The sequence below is a fragment of the Mycobacterium sp. SP-6446 genome, from assembly GCF_001954045.1.
Lineage (GTDB): Bacteria > Actinomycetota > Actinomycetes > Mycobacteriales > Mycobacteriaceae > Mycobacterium.
Genome location: NZ_MBEM01000113.1, coordinates 1 through 23,217, shown reverse-complemented (window position 1 = coordinate 23,217; position 23,217 = coordinate 1). Strand labels below are relative to the sequence as shown.

20 protein-coding genes are annotated in these 23,217 nt (G+C 66.2%); 12 read left to right on the top strand and 8 right to left on the bottom strand.

Annotated features, from left to right (window positions below; all coding sequences use genetic code 11):
* From A5736_RS09870 to A5736_RS09860, 3 genes are all read left to right on the top strand, one after another.
* Positions 1-2,798 (top strand): cytochrome P450 (locus A5736_RS09870; protein ID WP_076245902.1); only part of this gene is annotated, 2,798 nt, incomplete at its 5' end.
* Between the two features lie 10 nt (positions 2,799-2,808).
* The gene (locus tag A5736_RS09865; RefSeq protein WP_076245895.1) at positions 2,809-3,972 is read left to right on the top strand and encodes an aldose epimerase family protein; all 1,164 of its coding nucleotides are present in this window, start codon (positions 2,809-2,811) and stop codon (positions 3,970-3,972) included.
* A gap of 9 nt (positions 3,973-3,981) precedes the next feature.
* Positions 3,982-5,319, top strand: coding sequence for an adenylate/guanylate cyclase domain-containing protein (locus tag A5736_RS09860; protein WP_076121811.1), 1,338 nt, complete (start codon positions 3,982-3,984; stop codon positions 5,317-5,319).
* Here A5736_RS09860 and A5736_RS09855 read toward each other — a convergent pair.
* Positions 5,309-5,773 carry a GAF domain-containing protein gene (locus tag A5736_RS09855; RefSeq protein ID WP_076245893.1) on the bottom strand — a complete coding sequence of 155 codons (465 nt, stop codon included), beginning with the start codon at positions 5,771-5,773 and terminating at the stop codon, positions 5,309-5,311. The two genes, A5736_RS09860 and A5736_RS09855, sit on opposite strands and share 11 nt — an antisense overlap.
* Before the next feature lies 1 nt (position 5,774).
* Positions 5,775-6,512 (bottom strand): peptidoglycan recognition family protein, encoded by a 738-nt coding sequence (locus A5736_RS09850; protein ID WP_254848335.1) that lies wholly within the window; start codon positions 6,510-6,512, stop codon positions 5,775-5,777.
* A 104-nt stretch (positions 6,513-6,616) separates the two neighbouring features.
* On the opposite strand from A5736_RS09850, the gene A5736_RS09845 reads away from it, so the two are divergent.
* From A5736_RS09845 to A5736_RS09830, 4 genes are all read left to right on the top strand, one after another.
* Entirely contained in the window at positions 6,617-6,925 is a 309-nt protein-coding gene (locus tag A5736_RS09845; protein ID WP_076121804.1) for an RNA 2'-phosphotransferase, read from the top strand.
* A 3-nt stretch (positions 6,926-6,928) separates the two neighbouring features.
* Complete coding sequence (locus tag A5736_RS26295; protein WP_076245889.1) at positions 6,929-8,794, top strand: hypothetical protein; 1,866 nt, start codon at positions 6,929-6,931, stop codon at positions 8,792-8,794.
* A gap of 2 nt (positions 8,795-8,796) precedes the next feature.
* The gene (locus A5736_RS09835) at positions 8,797-9,222 is read left to right on the top strand and encodes a hypothetical protein (RefSeq protein ID WP_139333232.1); all 426 of its coding nucleotides are present in this window, start codon (positions 8,797-8,799) and stop codon (positions 9,220-9,222) included.
* 226 nt (positions 9,223-9,448) lie between these two features.
* On the top strand, positions 9,449-12,310 hold the full coding sequence (locus tag A5736_RS09830; RefSeq protein WP_076245901.1) for an ATP-binding cassette domain-containing protein: 2,862 nt from the start codon (positions 9,449-9,451) through the stop codon (positions 12,308-12,310).
* Between the two features lie 13 nt (positions 12,311-12,323).
* Here A5736_RS09830 and A5736_RS09825 read toward each other — a convergent pair whose 3' ends face one another.
* Positions 12,324-13,607, bottom strand: a complete 1,284-nt coding sequence (locus A5736_RS09825) for an enolase (protein WP_076245885.1) — start codon at positions 13,605-13,607, stop codon at positions 12,324-12,326.
* 230 nt (positions 13,608-13,837) lie between these two features.
* On the opposite strand from A5736_RS09825, the gene A5736_RS09820 reads away from it, so the two are divergent.
* A complete protein-coding gene (locus A5736_RS09820; protein ID WP_175611236.1) occupies positions 13,838-15,304 on the top strand; it encodes a phospholipase D-like domain-containing protein in 1,467 nt (488 codons plus the stop codon).
* 39 nt (positions 15,305-15,343) lie between these two features.
* On the opposite strand, the gene A5736_RS09815 is transcribed toward A5736_RS09820, so the two are convergent.
* Entirely contained in the window at positions 15,344-15,994 is a 651-nt protein-coding gene (locus A5736_RS09815; protein WP_175611235.1) for a DUF732 domain-containing protein, read from the bottom strand.
* A 24-nt stretch (positions 15,995-16,018) separates the two neighbouring features.
* The gene (locus A5736_RS09810; RefSeq protein ID WP_175611234.1) at positions 16,019-16,717 is read right to left on the bottom strand and encodes a TetR/AcrR family transcriptional regulator; all 699 of its coding nucleotides are present in this window, start codon (positions 16,715-16,717) and stop codon (positions 16,019-16,021) included.
* A gap of 72 nt (positions 16,718-16,789) precedes the next feature.
* Here A5736_RS09810 and A5736_RS09805 point away from each other — a divergent pair, with 72 nt between their 5' ends.
* Both A5736_RS09805 and A5736_RS09800 read left to right on the top strand, forming a co-directional pair.
* Positions 16,790-17,197, top strand: a complete 408-nt coding sequence (locus A5736_RS09805; protein WP_076245879.1) for a DUF4267 domain-containing protein — start codon at positions 16,790-16,792, stop codon at positions 17,195-17,197.
* A 72-nt stretch (positions 17,198-17,269) separates the two neighbouring features.
* Positions 17,270-18,100 carry an LLM class F420-dependent oxidoreductase gene (locus tag A5736_RS09800; RefSeq protein WP_076060757.1) on the top strand — a complete coding sequence of 277 codons (831 nt, stop codon included), beginning with the start codon at positions 17,270-17,272 and terminating at the stop codon, positions 18,098-18,100.
* A gap of 3 nt (positions 18,101-18,103) precedes the next feature.
* Here the strand turns inward: A5736_RS09800 and A5736_RS09795 are convergent, their stop codons facing one another.
* Positions 18,104-19,546, bottom strand: coding sequence for a YdiU family protein (locus tag A5736_RS09795; RefSeq protein ID WP_076245877.1), 1,443 nt, complete (start codon positions 19,544-19,546; stop codon positions 18,104-18,106).
* A 35-nt stretch (positions 19,547-19,581) separates the two neighbouring features.
* Complete coding sequence (locus A5736_RS09790) at positions 19,582-20,148, bottom strand: hemerythrin domain-containing protein (RefSeq protein WP_076121786.1); 567 nt, start codon at positions 20,146-20,148, stop codon at positions 19,582-19,584.
* 133 nt (positions 20,149-20,281) lie between these two features.
* On the opposite strand from A5736_RS09790, the gene A5736_RS09785 reads away from it, so the two are divergent.
* Positions 20,282-21,199 (top strand): CoA ester lyase, encoded by a 918-nt coding sequence (locus tag A5736_RS09785; protein ID WP_076121784.1) that lies wholly within the window; start codon positions 20,282-20,284, stop codon positions 21,197-21,199.
* An 18-nt stretch (positions 21,200-21,217) separates the two neighbouring features.
* Positions 21,218-21,913 (top strand): DsbA family protein, encoded by a 696-nt coding sequence (locus tag A5736_RS09780; protein ID WP_076245875.1) that lies wholly within the window; start codon positions 21,218-21,220, stop codon positions 21,911-21,913.
* 9 nt (positions 21,914-21,922) lie between these two features.
* Here A5736_RS09780 and A5736_RS09775 read toward each other — a convergent pair whose 3' ends face one another.
* Positions 21,923-23,149, bottom strand: coding sequence for an HNH endonuclease (locus A5736_RS09775; RefSeq protein WP_076245897.1), 1,227 nt, complete (start codon positions 23,147-23,149; stop codon positions 21,923-21,925).
* Between the last annotated feature and the right edge of the window lie 68 nt (positions 23,150-23,217).

Sequence of the window (23,217 nt, the reverse complement as noted above, 5' to 3'; positions counted from 1 at the left end):
CGGGCTTGCGCGCTTATCACGGCGCGATGCTGGACATCAACTGCAAACTGATCGACCGGTGGGACGCCAGCACCGGAGTCGGGCCGGTGGATGTATCGACCGACTTGCAGAAGCTGGCGATGGACACCGTCGCGCTCGCCGGGTTCGGTTCGCGCTTCGACTCTTTTCACTGCCCGGGCCTGGCTCCGATCCCACAGAGCTTCACAACGGCCTTGGGGGAGTTGGGATCTGGAGTGCCGACGCCGTTGTTCAACGAAGAATTGACGACTTTGTACACGTTCATCGACGGGCTGATAGCCGAGCATAGATCCGGTGATCGTGAGTTCGAGGACCTGTTGGCGCTGATGCTGCAACAGGATCCGGACGGCAACCCTGTGCTGGAGACGGAGAACATTCGCAACCAGATCCTGACGTTCCTGATCGCCGGTCAGCTCACCACGTCGGAGTTGATGCCCAACACGCTGTACAACATTGTCAGCGATCCGACGGTGCTGCATCGGGTGCAGGCCGAGGTGGACACCGTATTCGGAACCGAAGACGACTATCTGCCCGGGTACGACGACATCGGTAAGCTGACGTATCTGCGGCAGGTCATCGAGGAAACCCTGCGACTGTCCCCACCGGTGCTGAATTTTGATCGAATGGCATTGGAAGACACCGTGATCGGCGGTCAGTATCCGATCAAGCGCGGCGAGGCGGTCACGGTACTCACCGGTGCGTTGCACCGCCAGCCGCACTGGGGCGACAATGTCGAACTCTTCGATCCCGACCGCTTCGCTCCGGAACGCTCGGCTTCCCGGCCGGCCGCGTTGTTCAAACCCTTCGGAACCGGCGCACGATCATGCATTGGGCGGCAGTTCGCCCTGCATGAGGCGGCCATGGCACTGGCCCGGGTAGTACATCGGTACCGCCTCATCGACGCCTATCACTATGTGCCGCAATGGGAAACCCCCACCAGTCGCCGGCCCGTCGGATTCCGGCTCGATGTACTCCGGCGCACGCCGCAGGACCGCCAGACCGACACATCCGGCGTTGCGGCGGCGGCTGGACAGACCGCAGAGCCGCACCCCACGGCGATCACGGTCGGCACCAGGCTGGCCATTTTCCACGGCTCTAACCTCGGCACCTGCCGCGCCCTGGCCCGCCAATTCGCCGACGATGCCACGGCTCTGGGCTGCACGGCGACAGTGGCGCCCCTCGACGATGCCGTTGGCGGTTTCCCTGAAGCCGAGGCCATCGTGATCATCGCGTCCTCCTACAACGGACAGCCGACCGACGATGCGCGCGCCTTCCTCACCTGGCTGCTCGATGCGAACACCACGCTGAATCCGACACCCAATGTCGCGGTTCTCGGCGTGGGTGACCACAACTGGGCGGAAACGTACCAGGCCATTCCGCAGCGCATCGATGAGCGCCTCGGCGAGCTAGGAGCAAACCGACTGGTCCCGCTAGCCGCGGCCGACACCTCCGGGGACATGGTCGGCACGATCGAGGAGTTCGCCGCCGGGCTGTGGTCATCGTTGGCCGAACGCTTCGGCGACCCCGACGCCGCGCCGCTCACGGACGCGGCCGAACCGCTTTACGAGTTGCGCCAGATCGTCGGACCGGTGACGGCGGCGATGGACGCACGGTCGTCGGTGATCCCGATGACCATCGTCGAGAACACCCAACTGGTCAGCCCCGGGCTGGGCCAAGCCAAAACCAATGTCCGCGTGGACCTTCCGGACGGCGTCGACTACCAGACGGGCGATCACCTCACGGTGATGGCCGACAACCCGCCCGAGGTGGTCGATGCGGTTTTGGCCCAGCTCGGCATCGACCCTGGATTGAGGCTGGCGATCAATCCTCGGCGCAGCTCTCGGCGGCTCATCGCGCTGGACCGAGAGGTCAGCGCACGAGAACTGCTCACGCACTTCGTCGAATTGCGGAAACCGGTGACCAGCAGTCAGTTACGCAGTCTTGCGGCGGCCAACAGCAATCCTTCCGAGCGCGAACGGCTAAACGAACTGGCCGAGGCCCCGGACGGCTGCCCGCTCAGTGTGCTGGAGTGCCTCGACGAATACCCGGCCTGTATTCTCACCGGTGCCGAACTCCTCGAACTACTCGATCCCATGGTGCCGAGGCACTATTCGATCGCCTCGTCGTCAATGCTGTCACCACGTACGGTAGGACTGGTTGTTAGTGTGCTCGATGCGCCGGCCCGTTCCGGTCACGGTCTGTTCAAAGGTGTCGCATCCAACTACCTCGCGACAGTCCAACCCGGACAAGTGATTCGGGCGCGCGTAGACCCGGCTCGCCAGGCGTTCCGGGCCGGTGCCGATCCGGCCAAGAACGTGATCCTGGTCAGCGCCGGGACCGGGGTCGCGCCGTTCCTCGGTTTCCTGGGTGACCGACTGGCCGCACGACAGGCCGGAACACCGGTCGCGCCTGCGCTGTGCTTCTTCGGGGTGCGTGACCCGGAGGTCGATTACATATTCCGAGACCGGTTCGAGCAGGCCGAAGCCATCGGTATCGTGCAGATGCGTCCGGCCTTCTCTCGGGCGCCGCAGGACGGGGTTCGCTACGTGCAGGACCGTATTGCGGCGGACGCCGAGGAGGTGTGGAACCTGTTGGGCGACCCAGCCAAGGACACCCACGTCTACGTGTGCGGTGACGGCGCGCGGATGGCGCCGGCGGTGCGCGGGTCGTTCCTCGACATCTATCGGGCACGGGCCGGTGCGGACGACGATCAGGCCCGCGATTGGCTGAACGGTCTCATCGAATCCGACCACTACGTCGAGGACGTGTGGGCCGGGTGAAGGAGCGCGCATGCGCGGTAAGAGATTGCTTCAACTGATCGCCATCGCCGGCGTCGCGGGGGTGGCGGCATGCAGCAAGGCAACAACTAAACCCGCAGAGCCGCCTTCGATTACCAGCGAGCCGTTCGGTCAGGTGGGTGGGACCCCGGTGAGCCGCTACACGCTCAACAGCGGGCACGGCATGCGGGTACGAATCCTGAACTACGGCGGCATCATTCAGTCGATCGAGGTCCCCGATCGCACGGGACGTGTCGGCAACGTGGTGCTGGGCTTTGCGAGCCTGGACGGCTATCTGAACAACACCGGATCCGCCAAAACCTACTTCGGTGCGATCATCGGCCGCTATGGCAATCGGATCGCCAAGGGAGCATTCTCGTTGAACGGCACCGAGTATCGCTTGCCGATCAACAATAACGGTAACAGCCTGCATGGTGGCGGCGCGGGTTTTGACACGAAGGTGTGGCAAGCCAGCCAGCAGAACGGCAGCGACAGCGTGGGCCTGAAGCTCCAATACGTCAGTCCCGCGGGCGAAATGGGCTATCCCGGCACGCTGACGACAGCCGTCACCTACACCGTGAACCAGAAAAATGAATTGCGCATCGACTACCACGCGACGACCGATGCGCCGACCGTGATCAACCTGACCAATCACAGCTACTTCAACCTGGCGGGTGAGGACGCGCTCGACGTCTACGACCAGAAGGTCACAATTCGTGCCGACCACTACCTGCCAACCGATTCCACACAGATCCCGACCGGGCAGATCGCCCCGGTGCAGGGCACACCGTTCGATTTCACATCACCGACTGCGATCGGCGCGCATATCACCGTGAATGACCCGCAGCTGTTGCTGGCCCAGGGTTACGACCACAACTGGGTGATCAACCGCGGCAACAACGCGGGCCTGGTGGAGGCGGCCAGGGCCGAGGATCCGCAGACAGGGCGGGCGTTGACGGTCTCCACAACTGAGCCCGGGGTGCAGTTCTACACGTCCAATTTCATCGGTGGGGCGTTCACGGGGACCAGCGGGCATATCTACCGGCAGGGGGCGGGATTCACGATGGAGACCCAGCACTACCCGGATTCGCCAAATCAGCCGAACTTCCCGACCACGACGCTCAACCCTGGCCAGACATACGATTCGACAACGATTTTTGCCTTCAGCACGGCGTAAGGTTCGACCATGAACGTCGCGGGCCGGGCCCCGGACATCCACTATGCGAAGAGCGGCGGCCTGAATATCGCCTTCTCGGTGATCGGCGAGGGGCCCGACCTCGTCGTCGCGCCCGGCTTCATCTCGCACCTCGACCTCATGTGGGAGGAGCCGTCGGTCGCCCATTTCTACTCACGGCTCGCGTCCTTCCGGCGCGTCGTCACGTTCGATAAGCGGGGCACCGGACTCTCGGATCCGGTGATGCACGCGTCGACGTTGGAAGAGTCCGTCGACGATATGCGCGCCGTCATGGACGCGGCCGGATGTGAAAGTGCCGGCCTCGTGGGCATTTCGGAGGGCGGCACGATGGCGATGCTGATGACGGCCAGCCATCCCGAGCGCGTCAAGGCGCTCGCCCTCTACGGCACGTTCTCCCGCCTGCTCCAAGCGCCCGACTACCCGCTCGGCGTGACCGAGGAGCAACTGTCGGCGTTGATCGAGATAAGCGCCAAGGGCTGGGGCGAAGGCGTCGGACTGGGTGCGTGGGCCCCGAGTCGTCGGGGCGATGCCGCCCTGCGGGGGTGGTGGGCGCGGCTGCAGCGGGTGGCCGCCAGCCCGGGCATGGTCCGCAACATCTTCGCGCTCTATCCGCAACTGGACATCCGCGACGTGTTGCCCGCGATCCAGGTGCCGACGCTCGTGCTCCACCGGCGGGACGACCGGATGGTCACGCTCGAGATGGGTCGTTACGTCGCCGACCGCATCCCCGGGTCCAAGTTCGTCGAGCTCGACGGCACCGACCACCTGTTCTTCACGGGCGACGCCGACGCCTTGCTCGACGAGGTCGAGGAGTTCCTCACCGGCGTCCGTCCGGTTCCCGCGGTCGAACGCGTCCTGGCCACCGTGCTGTTTACCGACATCGTCGACTCCACGAAGCGAGCGGTCGAGCTCGGCGACGAGCGATGGAAGGAGCTGCTCGGTAGGCACGACGCCCAGGTGCGGCGCCAGCTCGAGCGCTTCGGTGGCCGTGAGGTCAACACGACGGGCGACGGCTTCCTCGCCCGGTTCGATGGACCCGCCCGCGCGATCCGGTGCGCCATGGCGATCCGCGACATTCTGCGGAGCCTGGGTCTCGAGGTGCGGGCTGGCGTGCACACCGGCGAGGTCGAGCTGCGCGACGACGATATCAGCGGCATCGCCGTCCACATCGCGGCGCGCGTGGCCGCGGCGGCCGAAGCGGGCGAGGTCCTCGTCTCGCGCATCGTCGTCGACCTAGTCGCCGGGTCGGGCCTCAGCTTTGCCGATCGCGGAGAGCACGTCCTCAAAGGTGTAGCGGGCGAGTGGGGGCTGTTCGGCGTCAAGGATTGAACTCTGTGGACTGGTTTGTCCGTGCATTCCAAATCCTTTGTGTCTCACCGTCGATCGATGGGTGGTGGATTTCCTGAAAGTTCCGTCCGCCCCGACGGAATGTGGCAACGACAGCGGCCGGCACATCCTGCTCCAGTAAAGGAACGGGCAGCCATTCGCAGGGTCGTATGTGCACCAAATCCACTGCTGCAGCGGTCTGGTCGGCGTCGTAGACATACGGCCCGGAGATGCGCCCTAGCCAGAACCACCCGTTGGTGTCGCGGGTCCACACGAACGAGCCGTCATCGAGCTCGGCGAATCGGGCGACCCGACGGACGAGGCGCTCCTCTTCGGCCGGCTGACTTACCCTCTCTCCGAATCCGCACACGCCGAGCCTGCGAGCGCGGTCGATGGCGGCCTGCGGATCCACGGCATCGGTGCGGGATCGCATCGGTGCGCGGTAGACGCCGACCACTTCAGGTGCCCGCTTCGATAGCCGCGACTCGTGCGGCGGCGTCGGGTCCGCAGAAGCGCTGGAGGTCTACACCGCCCGCGGCCAGCAGATCGTCGACGCGGCGCTTGAGGTCACCCGAGGTGAGGTGGGCATACAGGCTCGCGCCCGGGCAAGAAGTCTGGGCTAGATCCCGGTGACCCGCCAATGTGTCGGTCGCGATGCCAAAGTTCCGCGCGGCCCATGCGAACGCCAGAGCGGCTCCGCGCAGCTGGGCCTCCGACACAGCCTCCTGATCGAAGTCCCCTTCGCAGAGGACCAGGAAATGGCCCGTCGTGTTGTAGTCCGTTGCAGTGTCGCCCGCCAACTCGGTGTTCCGCAGTTCATAGATGTTGCCATTGCGGTCGACGCCGACGTGATAGGCGATGTCGATCCATCCGTGCTGGTCTTGGTGGTACCGCTGGTCCTGTCGGAGGTGGCCGGGGGCGTTGCGGTTGTCACCGAGGACGACGGCCTCGTGGTGGAGGGTCATGCGGGTGATGGTGTGGGGCTTTCCTCCGGGGCGGGCCGGGCGCGCGCCCCACGCGTCTCGGCATAGCAGCGGCGCCGAAGTGGAAGCGGTCAGCTTGACGCTCGACGGTGTAGAACTCGAGCAGGCGCCGACCATAGACGCCACGCCGAGGCTGCCGGCCAGCCCTAGCAGCTGACGGCGGCTGACGATGTCCGGCCGCACATCGGGTCGGCCGGGCGCTGGCTCACACACCGCCTTCACGATACGAGGGTCTGACCAGGTGAGGTGAGGGGCGTGGCCTCGCCAAACGGGCTAAGCTTCACTGCGCAGTGCCGTCATCAGTAAAGGGTGCCGTCGTGGCCGATGAGTTAAAAGTAGATCCCGTCGCGTTGCATGTGGGCAGCAACCACATCCTCAACGCGGTCGGTGAGGCCGCTTCGGACTTCGTCAGCCACGAGGACGGGCTGGCCGAGGCCGCGCCGGGCTGGGTCGGGTCCTCACAGCTCGCGCTGGCCGAGCTCGCGGCTCGGTGGGAGGCCCGACACAATCAGCACAAGCTCCAGGTGGGCGGTTTGGGGATCCACGTGGGCGACGCGATGGTCAACTTCGTCGAGAACGAGGACGCATCAGCCCAGGCGCTCAGGTCGGTGCAGGGACGGGAGTAGCGGGTGGCGCCCCTGACTCCTGCCGACGTCAAGCGCTGGGATCTCAACGCGATTCACTCGGTGTTCCAGACGGCCACCGGGCGCGCTAATACGTTGCAGCGCTTGGGAGACAGTCTGCAGCAGGCCCACAATGTCCTCGCCGAATGGCAAGGGGAAGCTGGGGACGCTTTCCGCGCCGACGTGGGCAAGATTCGCCGCGACATCGAGGCGGATGGCGCGGAATCGCAGCGGGTGGCGGCGGCCGTGTCGCACGCCGAGGCGGATGTGGGTGCGTGCAAGCGCGAGCTGGATGACGTCGAACGGGCCGCTCAGGCTAACGGCTGGTCCATCACGCCGGATTGGCGAATCGACGTGGGCTCCAAGGGGATTGGGACGAATCGGATCGACCTCGCCCAGGAGCTGCAGATATTGCAAAGTGAGCTCAACGCCTGCAAGGTGCACGCCCACAACGCCGACCACGAGCTTGCCACCGCGGTCGGCGCGTCCGTCGGCGACGTACCGCTGGATGCCGCCGGGGTCCAGCCGGGCGGCGCCGCGCCGCCGCAAGGCCCACCGAAGCCCGCGCCAGAGGGCAAGCCGAAAACGTGGCAGGACATGGTATTGCCCGGTGGTGCCGGCGATTCCGAGCCCGGCGGCACTCCGCCGAAGGGCCCGCCGAGTCCCGCGGCCGCCGGGGGCAAGCCGCCATCGCTTGAAGACCTGTTGCTGCCGACGGGCAAGAATGATCCGCCCGGTGCCGGCGGTCAGCAACCTCCCCCCGGGAGCCCGCTGGACTTACTGAGACGGCTTCAGCAACCGGTTGTGCCTGGTGCACTGCCGCCTCCACCAAAGCCCGCGGAATTGGAGAACGTCAAGGGGATCATCCGCGGAATGCTGCGCCACGACGGTGTACCGCCCGATCAGATCGAGCCACGACTAAACGATTACTTGCAGCAGGCCCAGCAATGGATCGCGACCGGCGGGCCCCACTACGTCCCCCCCGAACCACCACCCGCGCCGCCACCGGGATTTGGCGAAGGGTTCGGCGACCGCTGGTTTGCGACCGAACAGGGGATCAAGAACCTCCTCGGGCAAGGAGGACCTGGAGCGCCCGGTGTCCTCGAGTCATGGACGCAGATGCTGAAGGGCACCGTCGAGACGGCGCAAAACCCGATTGGCGCGGTGGCCGGGGAAGTCAAGAACGCGTTGGACTCACCCAGCGCGGCCTACTATCTCGGCGGCAAAGCCTCCGACGCTGCCACCACGCTGCCCGGCCTGCTCTTCGGCGGAGAGGGTGCAGCTGTTAAGGCGGGACTGGGCGACATTGGCCCTGGTGTGCTCGACACGGGTCCAGCGGTTTCACCCCATGCACCGATCGGCCTCGACCACCCCTTCGGTTACAACCCGTGGGCAGACGGGGCGGCGGCGGATCTCAATTCCGCGTTCGCCCACGGAGGGCCCACCGCAGACCTGAGCCGGCAACTCGCTGACATGTCGACCCACTATGTCGGCAACAACCCAGACCGAGTAGTCCTGGGCGCGTTCGACGGCCAGGAAGGCGGTTACATAGGCGACGCCCGAGGCCACGGCGGAATCTACTTCGATACCGGCGGCTCGACCTGGGATGCCATCACCCACGGGCTCAGTCCGGTTGAAGCCAAAGATCTTGCCTGGCAAGTCAACGAACAATTTCTCCGTGGTCAGATGGAAAGCCACGTCGGACGGATCGAATACATCCTCGACCGCAATGAATACTCTTCTCTTGAAGACATGGCCGAGGATCGCGCGACGTCGTTCTCCGCGAGGGAAATCAACTTCCTTAACGAGAATGCTGCGGCATACGGATATGAACGAGTTGGAGACTCTTGGGTTTATGTGGGAGGCAGATAGAGATGACTTCCGATTTTTCTGCACGAGTTGAAACGAAAGTGGGGCCACTGTTAGAAGAACGTGGTTTCGTGTTGGACGAGGTCGATGACAGACCTGATGAAGGCGGGATTGAACGTCACATCGTCTATTATCGGTCGAGCGATTGCAAAATGCAGATATATGCGTTTTCTCGCGAAGGCGAGGTTAACTGCATGATTGCGCCGCTAAATGCGCCAAACGACTTCGGTTTGACGGGCGAGCAATGGCATTATCTCAGCAAGTTTTCGAAACGATCGAATGCGCCGCCGCAAGAACGCTTACGAATTGCGATAGCTGAAGCCAATGCGTATGCGGATCCATTGGAGTGGGTGCGAGATCGTATCGTCAAATACTATGATGCGGCGCGCGTCGGCATTCTCGAAATGTACGGTAACAGCGGAACGAACTAGCAGGTCAGTCAGACTTTTGTTGGCGCGTATCGCGTCCTCGCCGGGCAGAAATCGTCTCAATAGCCTTCTCAGCGGCCTCTCAGCGGTCGATCCATACGCTGGCGCTCCCATGTTTACAGCAACTTTTTCGCCCGCCAGGCGCACGCGTCGAGGTCTCGATTAGGTGACGAGGCAACTGGTTTGGGCGCATGTTCCGGATGACACCGACGACTGTCACACGCGACCGATGAGCGGACGTGCTCCGGCTCGATCGCTACGGCCCGCCGAGTTGGCGCACGCCGCGGTGATGGGCGCCCTGTGCGCCGCGATAGCGATCATTGCGGTCATCCTTCCGCACGCGGGGGCGCTAGGACTGCTGGGCACCGTGCCGATGGGCCTGCTGAGCTATCGCTACCGGATCCGCGTTCTGATCACCGCGACCGTCGCCGCGAGTGTGATCGGGTTCCTGGTCGTCGGAATGAGCGGGTTCGGGGCGGTCGCCCTGTGTGCCTATGTCGGCGGACTGGCGGGAATCGTGAAACGCCGCCGCCGGGGCACGCCGACCGTGCTCGCGACGTCCTTCGGCGCCGGTCTTGCCGTAGGCGTCACGGTGGTCGTCGCGCTGACGTTCCTGGTGCGGCTAAGGCAGCTGATCTTCCACACGATCACCGCCACGGTGGACGGTGTCGCGAGGGCGATCTCGCGCGTGCCGCATCTGCAGGCGTTCGCGCAGGGCCTCAAGCAATTCTTCGCAGACGCGCTGCAGTATTGGCAGTGGCTCATTGTCGGATACGCGGTCATTGCGATCATGGGTGCCTCGTTGATCGGTTGGTGGGCGTTGTCGCGAGTGCTGCTGCGGCTGCGGGGAATTCCCGATGTGCACAAACTGGATGCGCCGATCAGCTCCGGATCGATCGAGCCGATCCCGGTGCGGCTGGACGCCGTGCGCCTTCGCTACCCGCACACTGACCGCGATGCGTTGCGTGCGGTCAGCCTGGACGTGCGGGCGGGCGAACATGTGGCCGTCACCGGTGCCAATGGTTCGGGGAAAACCACGCTGATGCTGATCCTGGCCGGCCGCGAACCGACATCGGGCACCGTCGAACGCCCCGGCGCGGTGGGACTCGGTGACCTTGGCGGCACCGCGGTCGTCATGCAACACCCGGAAAGCCAGGTGCTCGGCACGCGGGTCGCCGACGACGTGGTCTGGGGATTGCCGCCCGGCAAAAGCATTGATATCGAACGGTTGCTCGGTGAGGTCGGGCTGGCCGGCCTCGCCGAACGCGACACCGGCGGTCTGTCCGGCGGTGAACTGCAGCGTTTGGCCGTGGCCGCGGCGCTGGCGCGAGAGCCCGCACTGCTCATCGCCGACGAGGTCACCAGCATGGTCGACCAACGCGGCCGCGACGCACTGCTCGCCGTGTTGTCCGGTCTGACCGACCGCCACCGAACTGCCCTGGTGCACATCACCCACTACGACAACGAAGCCGAGCACGCCGACCGCACCATCGACCTCAGCGACTCGGCGGACAACACAGCAATGGTCGAAGCCGCAAGGGCGCCGGCGCCGACAGCCGCCGTCGTACACCGATCAAACGCGCCGGTGCTCGAACTCAACCGTGTCGGCCACGAATACGGCAGTGGCACCCCGTGGGCGCAGACCGCGCTGCGCGACATCAGCTTCTCGGTGCACGAGGGCGACGGGCTGCTGATCCACGGCGACAACGGCTCGGGCAAGTCGACGCTGGCTTGGATCATGGCCGGGTTGACGGTGCCGACCACCGGCACGTGCCTGGTCAACGAGCGCCCCGCCGCGGAGCAGGTCGGCGCGGTCGCGCTCCAATTTCAGGCTGCCCGACTGCAGTTGATGCGCAGCCGGGTTGACCTGGAAGTTGCTGCGGCAGCGGGCTTTTCACCCGACGATCACGACAGGGTGACCGCGGCGCTGGCAGCGGTCGGCCTGGATGCCGCCCTGGCGAAGCGGCGCATCGACCAACTCAGCGGCGGCCAGATGCGCCGGGTGGTGCTCGCCGGATTGCTGGCCCGGTCGCCACGGGTATTGGTCCTCGACGAGCCACTGGCGGGCCTCGACGCGGCCAGCCAGCGCGGACTGGTGCGCCTGCTCGCGGACCGGCGACGTGAGACCGGTCTGACCGTGGTGGTCATCTCGCATGACTTCGCCGGCCTGGAGGATCTGTGCCCGCGCATCCTGCACCTGCGAGACGGTCGGCTGGAATCGGCGTCGCCGCGTGCGGGGGCTACCAACGAGACGGCCGCCCCACCGGCCAAGCACACGACCAGCCGCCAGCGGCGTCCCGTCGTGCTGTTGCGCCCAGTGCCCGGACGCTCCGCCATGCACGAGTTGTGGGCCGGCACCAAACTGCTTGCCGTTGCCGCCATTTCGGTGTTGTTGACCATCAACCCGGGATGGGTGGCGATCGGACTCGTCGCCGCGCTGGTTCTCGCGGGCGCCTGGTTCGCGCGCATTCCCAGAGGCGCGCTGCCGTCGGTGCCGCGCTGGCTTCCGATCCTGCTTGCCGTCGTCGCCGCCACCGCGGCGTTGGCCGGCGGTAGTCCGCAGATTCACGTGGGCGCGCTGTCGCTCGGCCTTGGCGGTCTGTTGGACTTCCTGCGCCTGACGGCGCTGTCGGTCGTGTTGCTCGGCCTGGGCGCGCTGGTGTCGTGGACGACCAATGTCGCCGAAATCGCGCCGGCGGTGGCCACTCTGGGCCGTCGGCTGCGACCATTGCGGATCCCCGTCGACGATTGGGCGGTGGCACTGGGACTCGCACTGCGCACTTTCCCGATGCTGATCGACGAGTTCCGCGTGCTCTATGCCGCGCGCCGGTTGCGGCCCAAAGACACACCGCGAACCCGCGGGGCCCGGCTCCGGCGGCTGGCGGCAGACGTGATCGACCTCGTCGTCGCGGTCATCACCGTGACGCTGCGGCGCGCCGACGAGATGGGCGACGCCATCACCGCTCGCGGCGGCACCGGCCAGATCTCGGCGGGCCCGTCGCGGCCGAAGCGGGCCGATTGGGTGGCGCTCTCGATCGTCTCGGCGGTGTGCGCGGCCGCCTTGACGGCGGGGCTGGTATTGGGCATCTAAAGCCCAAGCGCGCTCAGAACCTCACCAAGGCAGGCACGTCCGCCAGCGCACAGTTCGGGATGCGTTCCGCCGCGCGCAGCAGAAAGTTGAGCTTCTCGATGCGCTCGCCCGACCGCGGCGCGCCGTTTTTCTGAAACGGCGCCCTCAATCCCACTGCCAGGTCCATCACGACGTCGTCGATGACCCCGCCCGACCGCCCCGACGGGATGGCCAGAATCCCATTGTGCGAGGCGTACTCCCAGCAGTCCAGCGCCTCCGCGATAGTCCCGACTTGATTGGGCTTGAGAATGAAACCGTCAACGGCCGACATCTTTACCGCCAACTCCAAGCGGTCGCGGTTGGTGACGATCAGATCGTCGCCGAGGATGATCGAACGGTCAATGCTCCGAACGGCGTCGGCGAACCCATCCCAGTCGTCGCCGTCGAGCAGATCCTCGACGAACAACATCGGGAATTCCTCCGAAAGCCCACGGACGTAATCGATCAGGGCATCCGCGCTCACCCGCTCACCGTCGAACGCATATGTCTGAGAGGCTCTGTCGTACACCTCGCCGGACGCACAGTCCAGGGCGAATGCCATGACGTCGGTACAACCGGCGCGCTGGACCGCTTCGGCCAGAATTTCCAGGACGACGCGCGGGTCGCTGGAGGGCGCGACATACCCGTACGACGACGCCACAAGCGGCGCGCGGCCATACCGCTCGGCGAGCGTCTCGCCGAGCACACCGAACAAGCTCACGCCCTCCTCTACCGCCGACTGGATCGAGCCGGCCCGATAGGGCACGACGAGAAACTCGTTGAACGTCTGGAAAATATCGCCGTAACGGCCGCCATTGATCATGTTGAAGCTGGGCACCGGCACGGTGGTGGGCGGCTCGAGCCCCAGCAGCGCGCCGACGTAGGTGTAGGTGGGCATGCCCGCCGCGGCCGAAGCCGCGCGCAGCAGCGCGACCGAGGTGGAGTAGATCGCGTTTCCGCCAAGCCGACGCTTGTCCGGCGTGCCGTCGAGTTCGATCAGGACCCGGTCCAGGGACCGCGGGTCGTCGAGTTCCGCGCCAACGAGAACGGGGGCGATTTCGTCGGTCACGGCGGAAATGGCGCGGTGCACGCTCAGCCCGTCGTATTCGGCCCGGTCCCCGTCACGCAGGACGAAGGCCTCGTGCACGCCGACCGAGGTACCCGTCGGCGATGCGCCGCGACCGACATGGCCGGTATCGGTGGTGATTTCAACCTCGACCAACGGCCGAGCCTTGCAGTCCAGCAGTTGGCGGGCGATCACGGACGCGATTCGCATCACGGGCCTTCCGGTACGCCCCTTGGCTTACTCATCTCGCACTCGCAATCGGATTACCGTTAAGGGTCTCTGCGCCAAGCAATATGGGAGCGCCAGGGTATTCGCGTGTCGCTGAGAAGCCACTGAGAACGGCACTGAGAAGCCACTGAGAACGGCACTGAGAAGCCACTGGGAACGGCACCGAGAGCGCCACCGGGCCGGTCACCAGGCCGCCAATATGGTAGACACGCGCTATGTCCGCGGTGGGCGACGATCGATTGCTAGCTCCGGGCCAGACGTGCTGGCGAATTGAGCGTGCCGATCAGTTCGCCTACATCATCGACGGGGCCGATTACTTCAGGCACGTCAAGGCGGCCATGCTGCGCGCTCACCACCGAATAATCCTGGCCGGATGGGATTTCGACGCCCGGACGACGTTCGAGCGAGGCACCAAGACGCTTCCCGGCCCTAACCAGCTGGGCGCCTTCCTCTATTGGATGCTGCGGAAGCGACCGGCTCTCGAGATCTACGTGCTGAAGTCCAATCTGCGCCTGCTCCCAGCCTTCGACGGCATCTGGTTCGGGGTCACCCCGGTGGCGCTGCTGAATCAGATCAGCAGCAAGCGGATGCATCTCGCCATCGACGGGGCGCACCCGATCGGCGCGGTCCACCACCAGAAGATCGTGGTCATCGACGATGCGGTCGCCTTCTGCGGCGGCGTCGACCTCACCCTGGACCGATGGGATACCCGTGCGCATCGACACGACAGTCGCGGCCGTCGGACGATGGGGCGCAGGTATGGGCCGCGGCACGAGGTCGCCGCGGCAGTTGACGGCGCGGCGGCGCGCGCGCTCGGTGAGCAGGCACGGGCCCGGTGGCTGACGGCGACCGGCCAGTCGTTGGAGTCAGTCGACCCGAAGCACGTCACCTGGCCGCGTGGGCTGGAACCTACTCTGCGCAACGTCGACGTCGGGATCGCGCGGACGCTGCCGGAACTCGAGGACCGCCGCGAGGTGCGCGAAGTGGAGGCGCTCAACCTCGCGGCCATCGCGGCGGCACGCGCCACCATCTATCTGGAGAATCAATACCTAGCGGCCCGGCGGCTCGTCGATGCGCTCGCTGCTCGACTCAGGGAAGCCGACGGCCCGGAGATCGTCATCGTCATTCCCCGCAGGGGCAACAATCCCCTCGAGCGGGGAACGATGGACAGCGCGCGGCACCGGCTCATTCAAGTCCTCTGGGCCGCCGACGAGCATCAGCGATTGGGTGTCTATTGGCCGGTGACCGATGGCGGTGAACCGATTTACGTCCACTCGAAGGTGCTGATCACCGACGATCGGTTACTGCGCATCGGCTCGTCGAATCTCAACAACCGCTCGCTGGGCTTCGACAGCGAGTGCGACATCGCCATCGAGGCGCAGTCGAACAATCCGGAACACGATGGCATCCGCCGCCAAATCACTTCAGTGCGGCATGAATTGGTGTCAGAACACCTCGGCGTGTCCGTCGACGAGCTCGAGAGCGCGCTGGTCGAGTGCGGGTCGTTGGTCAAGGCCATCGAGGCGCTGCGGGGGGACGGCAAGACGCTGCGGCCCGTCACCGAGGAGACGGTGGCCGGTGAGGCGAGTCCGCTGGCGGAGAACGACCTCATGGACCCCGACCACGTCCCGCGGTCACTGACACGCAGCGTGCAACGGTTCATCGCCGGCTTCAGGGATTGACCCGAGGGCAAGCGCGTAATACGTTGCTGCGCAGTCGTTTCAGGCCCCTCCACCCACCAAGTTGTTATTCTGCGGGCAGTAGGTCTGAACCGAGATTTTCACGTAGGTGTCGGCCGAGTCCGCGAGTCCGGGATTACTCGCGCGAAATGCCGCGGTGATCTGCGGCACCGAGACCCCTCGGCCGATGTCGCTGCACACCAGCTTCCCGTTCGCGATAGCGGCGTCGGGATTGGCGAATGAGATGCCCCGGTCATTGAGCGCCTGAATGTATTTGTTGTCCTGATCCGGGGTGGACACGATTGACGACGGGCCGGCCGACGGCGGTGAACCGGCCGTTGACCCAGGAGTCGCGCCGCCCTTCGGCGTAGCCGGTGCCGCCGGCTTCGGCGCGGCTTTGGTATCGCCGGTCAACAGCGAGCGCCCGAACACGATCGCCCCGGCGAGAACCAGACCGGCCGCGACGAGCGCGGCCGCGATACGCCAAGTGGCACGCCATGATTGGCGGTCATCCGCCCGGCCGCGTCGTCCGTCGTCGTCGCGGCGGTCGTTGCCGTCGCTTTCGCCATCGCCCTCATCGTTGCTTGACCACGCCAGCTCGGCCGCCTCAGGCGCTGCGGAATTGGGCACGGCGACGGTCTCGTCATTGGTGAGTCCGGCGGTCTTATCGCCCGCCGGGCCCGGCTCGGCCATGACGGTCATGGTAGCCATCGCCCGCTATGCGCCGCCACCCGCAACGATTTGCGCGATCGTTTCGGGCGGCACACCCAATCCCCGCAGGCAGAACCGCAGCGCACGGTTGCGAACGTCGGCGCGCGCCCACTCGTCCGTCGCCCGCTGGCGGTGAGTGTGGCCCCACACGACGCCATGGATCGACTTCGCGGCGGTCGCCGGAAGGATGTCACGAAACACGCCGAGTTCCAGACCGCGCTGAAGCTGCTCGATGAGTGGCTCCAGAATCGCGTTGTACGCCGGCGACACCAGCTCGGGTGAGGAGGACATCGCGGCCTGGGCCTCCAGGGCAACCTGGCGCAGTTCCGAGTCGATGTCCTCGTCGAAGGCGAGGTCGAGTCGTCCCTCGATCCAGGCGGCCACCGCCGCCGCCGGGGTGGGGGCCGCGGCCATCTTCGTTCTCAGCCGCAGCACCTCATTGCGCGTCACCTCCAGAAACAGCGCCGCAACCAGCTGATCCTTCGATTCGAAATGTCGATAGAACGCGCGAGTGCTGAGCTGCGCGCGATCCAGGACCGCGGCGACACTGAGTCCCTGGACTCCCTGCTCGCGGACGGTTTTCGACGCGGCGGCCACGATGGCGCGACGGACATCGGGGTCGGGGGCGAGCTTGTTTCGCCGCCGCGTGACTGGACGGCTCGCGTAAGCATGCCGACGAGTGAGCGGGTCCCCCTGATCCGTCATCAACACCCCAAGGTAACCCTCTCTATTCGCGGATCCCATCTTCGCCGTTTGCCGTCGCGCTAGGCTGCGGCAATGTCGATCGACCGCGCCGGGCTCGTCGCGGGCACCATCCGGCTCGCCTCGGGTGTCCATTTCCTCGTCGACCCGCTGGGTGCGAACCGGCTGTGGGGCGATAGCGAAGAGCCGACGCCGACGGCGCGTCTGCTGCTGCGGTCGATGGGCTATCGCGACGCCCTGATCGGCGGTTTGCTTGCGACGGCGGCGCTGCGTGGCAAGAACACCCGGGGCTGGTTCCTCGCCTCCGGGGGCGCCGATGCGGCCGACCTGATCGGCGGGCTAAGCGTCCACGGCGAACTCAAGCGCCCCCAACAGCTCATCGGCCTCGGTGGCGCGATCATCGGCATCGGCGTGGGCCTGTGGGGCGCCACCCGCCGCAGACCGAAGCCTCAGCGGACCGACGCGTCGATCGGCGACCAGTAGGGCATCGGCGCCCGGAATGAAACGCGCCCCGATGGGGTTGACTGTCACCGTCCAACGACGATGGGAGCGGACATGGGTTTCGGGGTGCTGACTTTTGTCACCGATGAGGGCATTGGCCCGGTGGAGCTAGGCGAGGCGCTCGAGGAGCGCGGGTTCGAGTCGCTGTTCCTCGCCGAGCACTCGCACATCCCGGTCGACGCGAAGACCCCGTATCCCGCCGGTGGTCCGATTCCCCCGAAGTACTACCGCACCCTGGATCCGTTCGTGGCGCTGACGGCGGCGGCCGTCGCCACCGAGAACCTGACCCTCGGCACCGGTATCGCCTTGCTCCCGCAGCGCGACCCGATCCTGACGGCCAAAGAGGTGGCGTCGCTGGATCTGGTGTCGCAGGGACGGTTCCGCTTCGGCGTCGGTGTCGGCTGGTTCCGCGAGGAAATCGCCAACCACGGTGTCGATCCCTCGGTGCGGGGACGCGTGTCCGAAGAGCGGTTGCGCGCGATGATCGAGATCTGGACGAACGAAAAGGCTGAATTCCATGGGGAATTCGTGAACTTCGATCCCATCTACAGCTGGCCCAAGCCTCTGACGAAGCCCTATCCGCCGTTGTACCTCGGCGGTGGGCCGGCGAACTTCAAGCGCATCGCCGGGCTAAAGGCTGGCTGGATCTCCCTGAGCCCGTCGGCGGACCTGTTGTCGGCCCCGCTCGAGGAATTGCGGGCAGTCGCCGATCACGACGTGCCCGTGATCCACGTCCACATGGGCGAGGAATGGGAGGCGAAAGATCTCGAGGGCTACCGCGACCTCGGCGTCGATCATGTTCTGGTGGAGCTGCCCACCGAGCCCCGCGATCAGACGCTTCGCCGTTTGGACGAGCTGCAGGCGGAATTCGACAAACTGGCGTAAACCTCAAGTGCCGCAGAACGTTTGGTAGGGGCCGAAATCCTCGGGTGCCGGGCTGGCGTAGCGCTCGAGGCCGGGTCGTTCCTCATAGGGGGCGCTGACCGCCTCCAGCAGTCGCTCGACCGGATCGAGATCGCCGGCCGTGGCCGCGGTCAGGGCCTCCTCGACAAGATGGTTGCGCGGAATGTAGATCGGGTTGACGCGATCCATCGACGCGGCGTCGGGGCCCAGGGCTCGCCAGCGCGACGTCCAGTCGTCCAAGCCCGGTTCGGATTCGCCGATTCCTCGGGCCGCCTGGCCCAGGCGTCGGAAGAACGAGGTGTAATCGACGGCGTTCTCCTGCAGCAGGGTCAGCAACTCGTCGACCAACGACCTGACGACCTCGTCGGCGACGCCGGCCGGCAGACCAAGTTTGGCGCGCATACCCGATAGCCAGACGGCGTCATAACGAACACGGAACACGCCGAACGACTGCTCCGCGAGCGCGACCGCCTCCTCGACGTCGTCGGAGAGCAGCGGAAGCAGTGCTTCGGCGAACCTGGCGAGGTTCCACCCGGCCACCGCCGGCTGATTGCCAAACGCGTAGCGGCCCCAGAAATCGATCGAGCTGAAGACCGTATCCGGGTTGTAGGCCTCCATGAACGCGCATGGCCCGTAGTCGATGGTTTCCCCGGAGACCGTCATGTTGTCGGTGTTCATCACGCCGTGGATAAACCCGATCAGCATCCACCGGGCCATCAGCGACGCCTGAACGGCGACCACCGCCTCGAACAGTGCGAGGTACGGGCGCTCGGCGCGCGCCGCGGCCGGATGGTGGCGGGCGATGGCATGGTCGGCGAGCCGTTGCAGCAGGCCGACGTCGCCGGTCGATGCGGCGTATTGGAAGCTGCCCACCCGCAGGTGGCTGCCGGCGACGCGGACGAGCAGGGCGCCGGGCAGCAGCGTCTCGCGCTGCACCGGGCGTCCGGTAGCCACGACGGCCAGGGATCGCGTGGTTGGCACGCCCAGGGCGTGCATCGCCTCGCTGACGATGTATTCGCGCAACATCGGCCCCACCGCGGCCAGGCCGTCGCCACCGCGCGCGAATGGTGTGGGGCCCGAACCTTTCAGGTGGATGTCGCGCACGCGTCCGTGGCAGTCGACGAGCTCGCCCAGGAGTAGCGCTCGGCCGTCGCCCAACCGCGGCTGGTAGCCGCCGAACTGATGTCCGGCGTAAGCCTGGGCGACGGGAACTGCGCCTTCGGGGACCAGGTTGCCCACCATAAACCGCAGCCCGTCGGGGCTGCGCAGCCAGGCGGCGTCGAGTCCTAGCTCCTCGGCCAGCGTCTCGTTGAGCACGAGCAGCCGCGTCTCGGGAGCCGTCTCGGCCTGCCAGCGGACGGCCATCTCCGGCAACGCGCGCGAGAACCGGTCGCCCAAGGCGACGGCCATCTCGGGTGTGACGCTCACGCCACCGAGACTACGGAAACTGCTGCCGGTCGCGACTAGCCGACGGCTTGTTGAATCAAATCGCGGGCCCGGTCGAGCATCGACGCGAACGGGCCAACGGCGAAATTCAGCTTCGCCGATTCCACGCCGGGATGCGGACGGGTCGGCGCGATGGCTTCGGCCGCCCGTACCGCTGTTCCCATCCGCTTGAGATCGTCGGCGTCGACTTCTCGCTTCAGCACCGGGAACTCCTCGTCCTCCTCGCGCTTCGCGTGGTCAAGCACGGCGTCGCGCAGCTTGGTGAGCTCGTCGATGAACCGCTGCGAGGTGATGTCGAGCTTCTCGATCTGCGAGAGCACTTCCTTGGCCTCGTGCTCCTCGGTCAACCGGGCGTCGACGATCGCGTCGCCGGAGCGGGCCTCGCGGCGAACCCGGGGGTGCACCACCATTTCCTCGGCCGTCTCGTGCACGGCCAGCAACTGCCGCAACTCCACGAACGGCTTTTCGCGCGCCTGTGGGTCCGACGCGTGCAGCACTTCGTCGAACATGTCCTCGATGAGGTTGTGCTGCGCTTTGAGAAACGCCACGACCTCGTCGGGCGATTGAACCATCATGTCGGCCATCGCCGATACCTCCATTGGTGCAAGGGAGCGCGGGCTTGGGGCTGTGCACCGCTTCGGCGGAAGGTACCCCGCGGGGGGATACTCAAACGCCCCAGCTCCACCGCACTTTTTCGATATCGCTACGGTTTAGGGAATGTATGAAGAGGTCAACATCGACGCGGCGGATCCTGCCGACATAGGTTCGCGCATCGATCCGGTTCTGGCGCGCAGTTGGTTATTGGTCAACGGCGCGCATGCCGACCGGTTCGAGGCCGCGGCGCGCTCGCGCGCCGACATCGTCGTCCTCGACATCGAGGATGCGGTGGCGCCCAAGGACAAGGCCGCCGCCCGCGACAACGTCGTGCGTTGGCTTGGCGGCGAAAACACCGACTGGGTTCGCATCAACGGCTTCGGTACCCCATGGTGGGCCGACGATTTGGCCGCGCTGGCCCGCACCCAGGTCGGCGGAGTGATGCTCGCGATGGTCGAATCGGTGGACCACATCACCGAGACCGCGAAGCGACTGCCCGACGTTCCGATCGTGGCGTTGGTCGAAACGGCGCGCGGTCTCGAGCGCGTCACCGAAATCGCCGCGGCCAAGGGCACCTTCCGGCTTGCCTTCGGTATCGGCGATTTCCGGCGTGACACCGGGCTGGGGGAGGACCCGACCACGCTGGCTTACGCCCGGTCGCGCTTCACGATCGCCGCGCGGGCGGCCAACCTGCCCAGCGCCATCGACGGCCCGACAATCGGCTCCAACGCGCTCAAGCTCATCGAGGCCACGGCCGTCTCCGTCGAGTTCGGCATGACCGGCAAGATTTGCCTCTCGCCGGAGCAGTGTGCGGTGGTGAACGAGGGGCTGTCGCCCTCGCAAGACGAAATCGGCTGGGCCAAGGAGTTTTTCGCCGAGTTCGAACGTGACGGGGGAGAGATCCGCAATGGGTCCGACCTGCCGCGCATCGCCCGGGCCACCAAGATCCTCGAGTTGGCTCGCTCCTATGGCATCGAGGCTTCGGACTTCGAGGACGAACCCGTCCACATGCCGGCGCCGTCGGACACGTATCACTACTGACGCAAGACGGAGGGCTCGATGAGTACCGTCGTGGACTTTCACTTCGACCCGATGTGTCCGTTCGCTTACCAGACGTCGCTATGGATCCGCGACGTCCGTGAGCAAGCGGGGATCACGATCAATTGGCGGTTCTTCAGCCTCGAGGAGATCAATCGCGAAGCCGGCAAGAAGCATCCGTGGGAGCGGGATTGGTCCTACGGCTGGTCCCTGATGCGGATCGGGGCGCTGCTGCGTCGCACGGACATGTCGCTGCTGGACCGGTGGTACGCGGCGATCGGACACGAACTGCACGCCGCGGGTGGCAAACCGCACGACCCCGCGGTTGCGCGACGCCTGCTGGGCGAGATCGGCGTCGATGCGGCGATGTTTGATGCGGCGCTGGCCGACCCGACCACCCACGACGAAGTTCGCGCCGAGCATCAGCGGGTCGTCGACGCGGGCGGATACGGCGTTCCGACGCTGTTCTTGTCCGGACAGTGCCTGTTCGGGCCGGTGTTGGTGGACCCGCCGACCGGGCCGGATTCGCTGAAGCTGTGGAGCGTGGTGACGGGCATGGCCGACTTGCCGCATGTCTACGAACTTCAGCGGCCGAAGGCGCCGGCCGACGTCGAACTCATCGGCCGAAGTCTGCGGCCCTACCTCGATGGGCGCGATTGGGTGAGTATCAACCGCGGCGAAGTCATCGACCTCGAGCACCTCACCGGCCAAGGGTGAGGCTATCGCCTAGGCGGCGTGTCGCGGCAGCGCCACGCTGATGCGGAATTCGAACTCGCTGAACATGATCGTCGGGGCGCGCGGCGGGGCCGCTGACCGGTAGGTCTTACCCGTCGGGGTCGTGAATTCGGCCGTGTGAGTGTGGGTTTCGTCGATGCTCGTGCTGACCCGCCACCCGGCTGCTTCCTTGGTGTAGTTGCAGCGCTCGCACAATCCGAGGCCATTGTCCGCGGTGGTCGAGCCGGCTTGGGCCCACGGTCGCGCATGATCGTGGTGTCGGATCGGCGCGTCGCAGTAGGGAGTGCGACAACGCTGGTCCCGCAATTCGATGAAGGCGGCCAGCCCTCGCGGGAAAAGCCGCGCCCGTGACTCCATCGCCACCAGCGCGCCCGCCCCGGGTCGGGCGTAGAGCCTGCGCAGCGTCGCCCGAGAGCGTCCGTCGCCGACGGCGCTGGAGATCATCGCGCGGGCGACCGCGGCTGGCACTGGGCCATATCCGCCGATATCGGCCGGCGCGCTATCGCCGCCCAGCAGCGTTTCATCCGAGAGCACCAAGTTGACCGCGACCGGAATCGGCACCGTTGCGTCGCGGCCCGTGACCCGTTCGACCAACGTATCGGCCATCACCTGTCCGCGTGAGCGCCCGTCGCAGCGGGTGTCCGCCTCCCGGCGCAGCGCCGCGTACACCGAAACTCCCTGGGCCACCGGCAACAACGCGGTCAGATAGGTCATGGTGTCGGGTGCCGGCCGAATGGTGACGGTGCGCTCGTTCTCGGCCTTGGCCGCCCGATCTACCACGGCGTGCGGATCCAGGCGGTAGGCGATCGCCTTGGCGGCCGCGGCCACCCGCGCATCGCCCATTCCGGTGAGCCGGTCCGGGTCGGCGCACAACTCGGCGTCCAGCGTGCGACGGTCCTCGACGTCCAAGCAGGCGCTTTCCCGCACTATCAAGGTGGCCCGCCACTCGGAGAGCGTCCCGCATTCCAGTGCCGCCAGCGTGTGCGGCATTTCGTGTACCAGCGCCTTGGCAAAGCCCAGATGCCGGCCGCCCCGGGAAGGGGCGTCGCGTCGTGCCAGCGCGATCTCGCTGGCCAACCCGCGTCCGCGTTGAGCAGCGGGCACCCCGGCGGCCGCCTCGGCCTCGCGGCGCATTGTGTCGCGCGCGGCCGCGGCGCGCGCGGGGCGCGCCGCCGCCGCGGATTTGGCTCTCTCGAGTTCGGCGATGTACTCGATCAGCGCCGACTCGTCGGCCGCCGAATCGAGCGCCGCTAATGTATAGCAAAAAAGGTGGGGGCGTGGCGCCC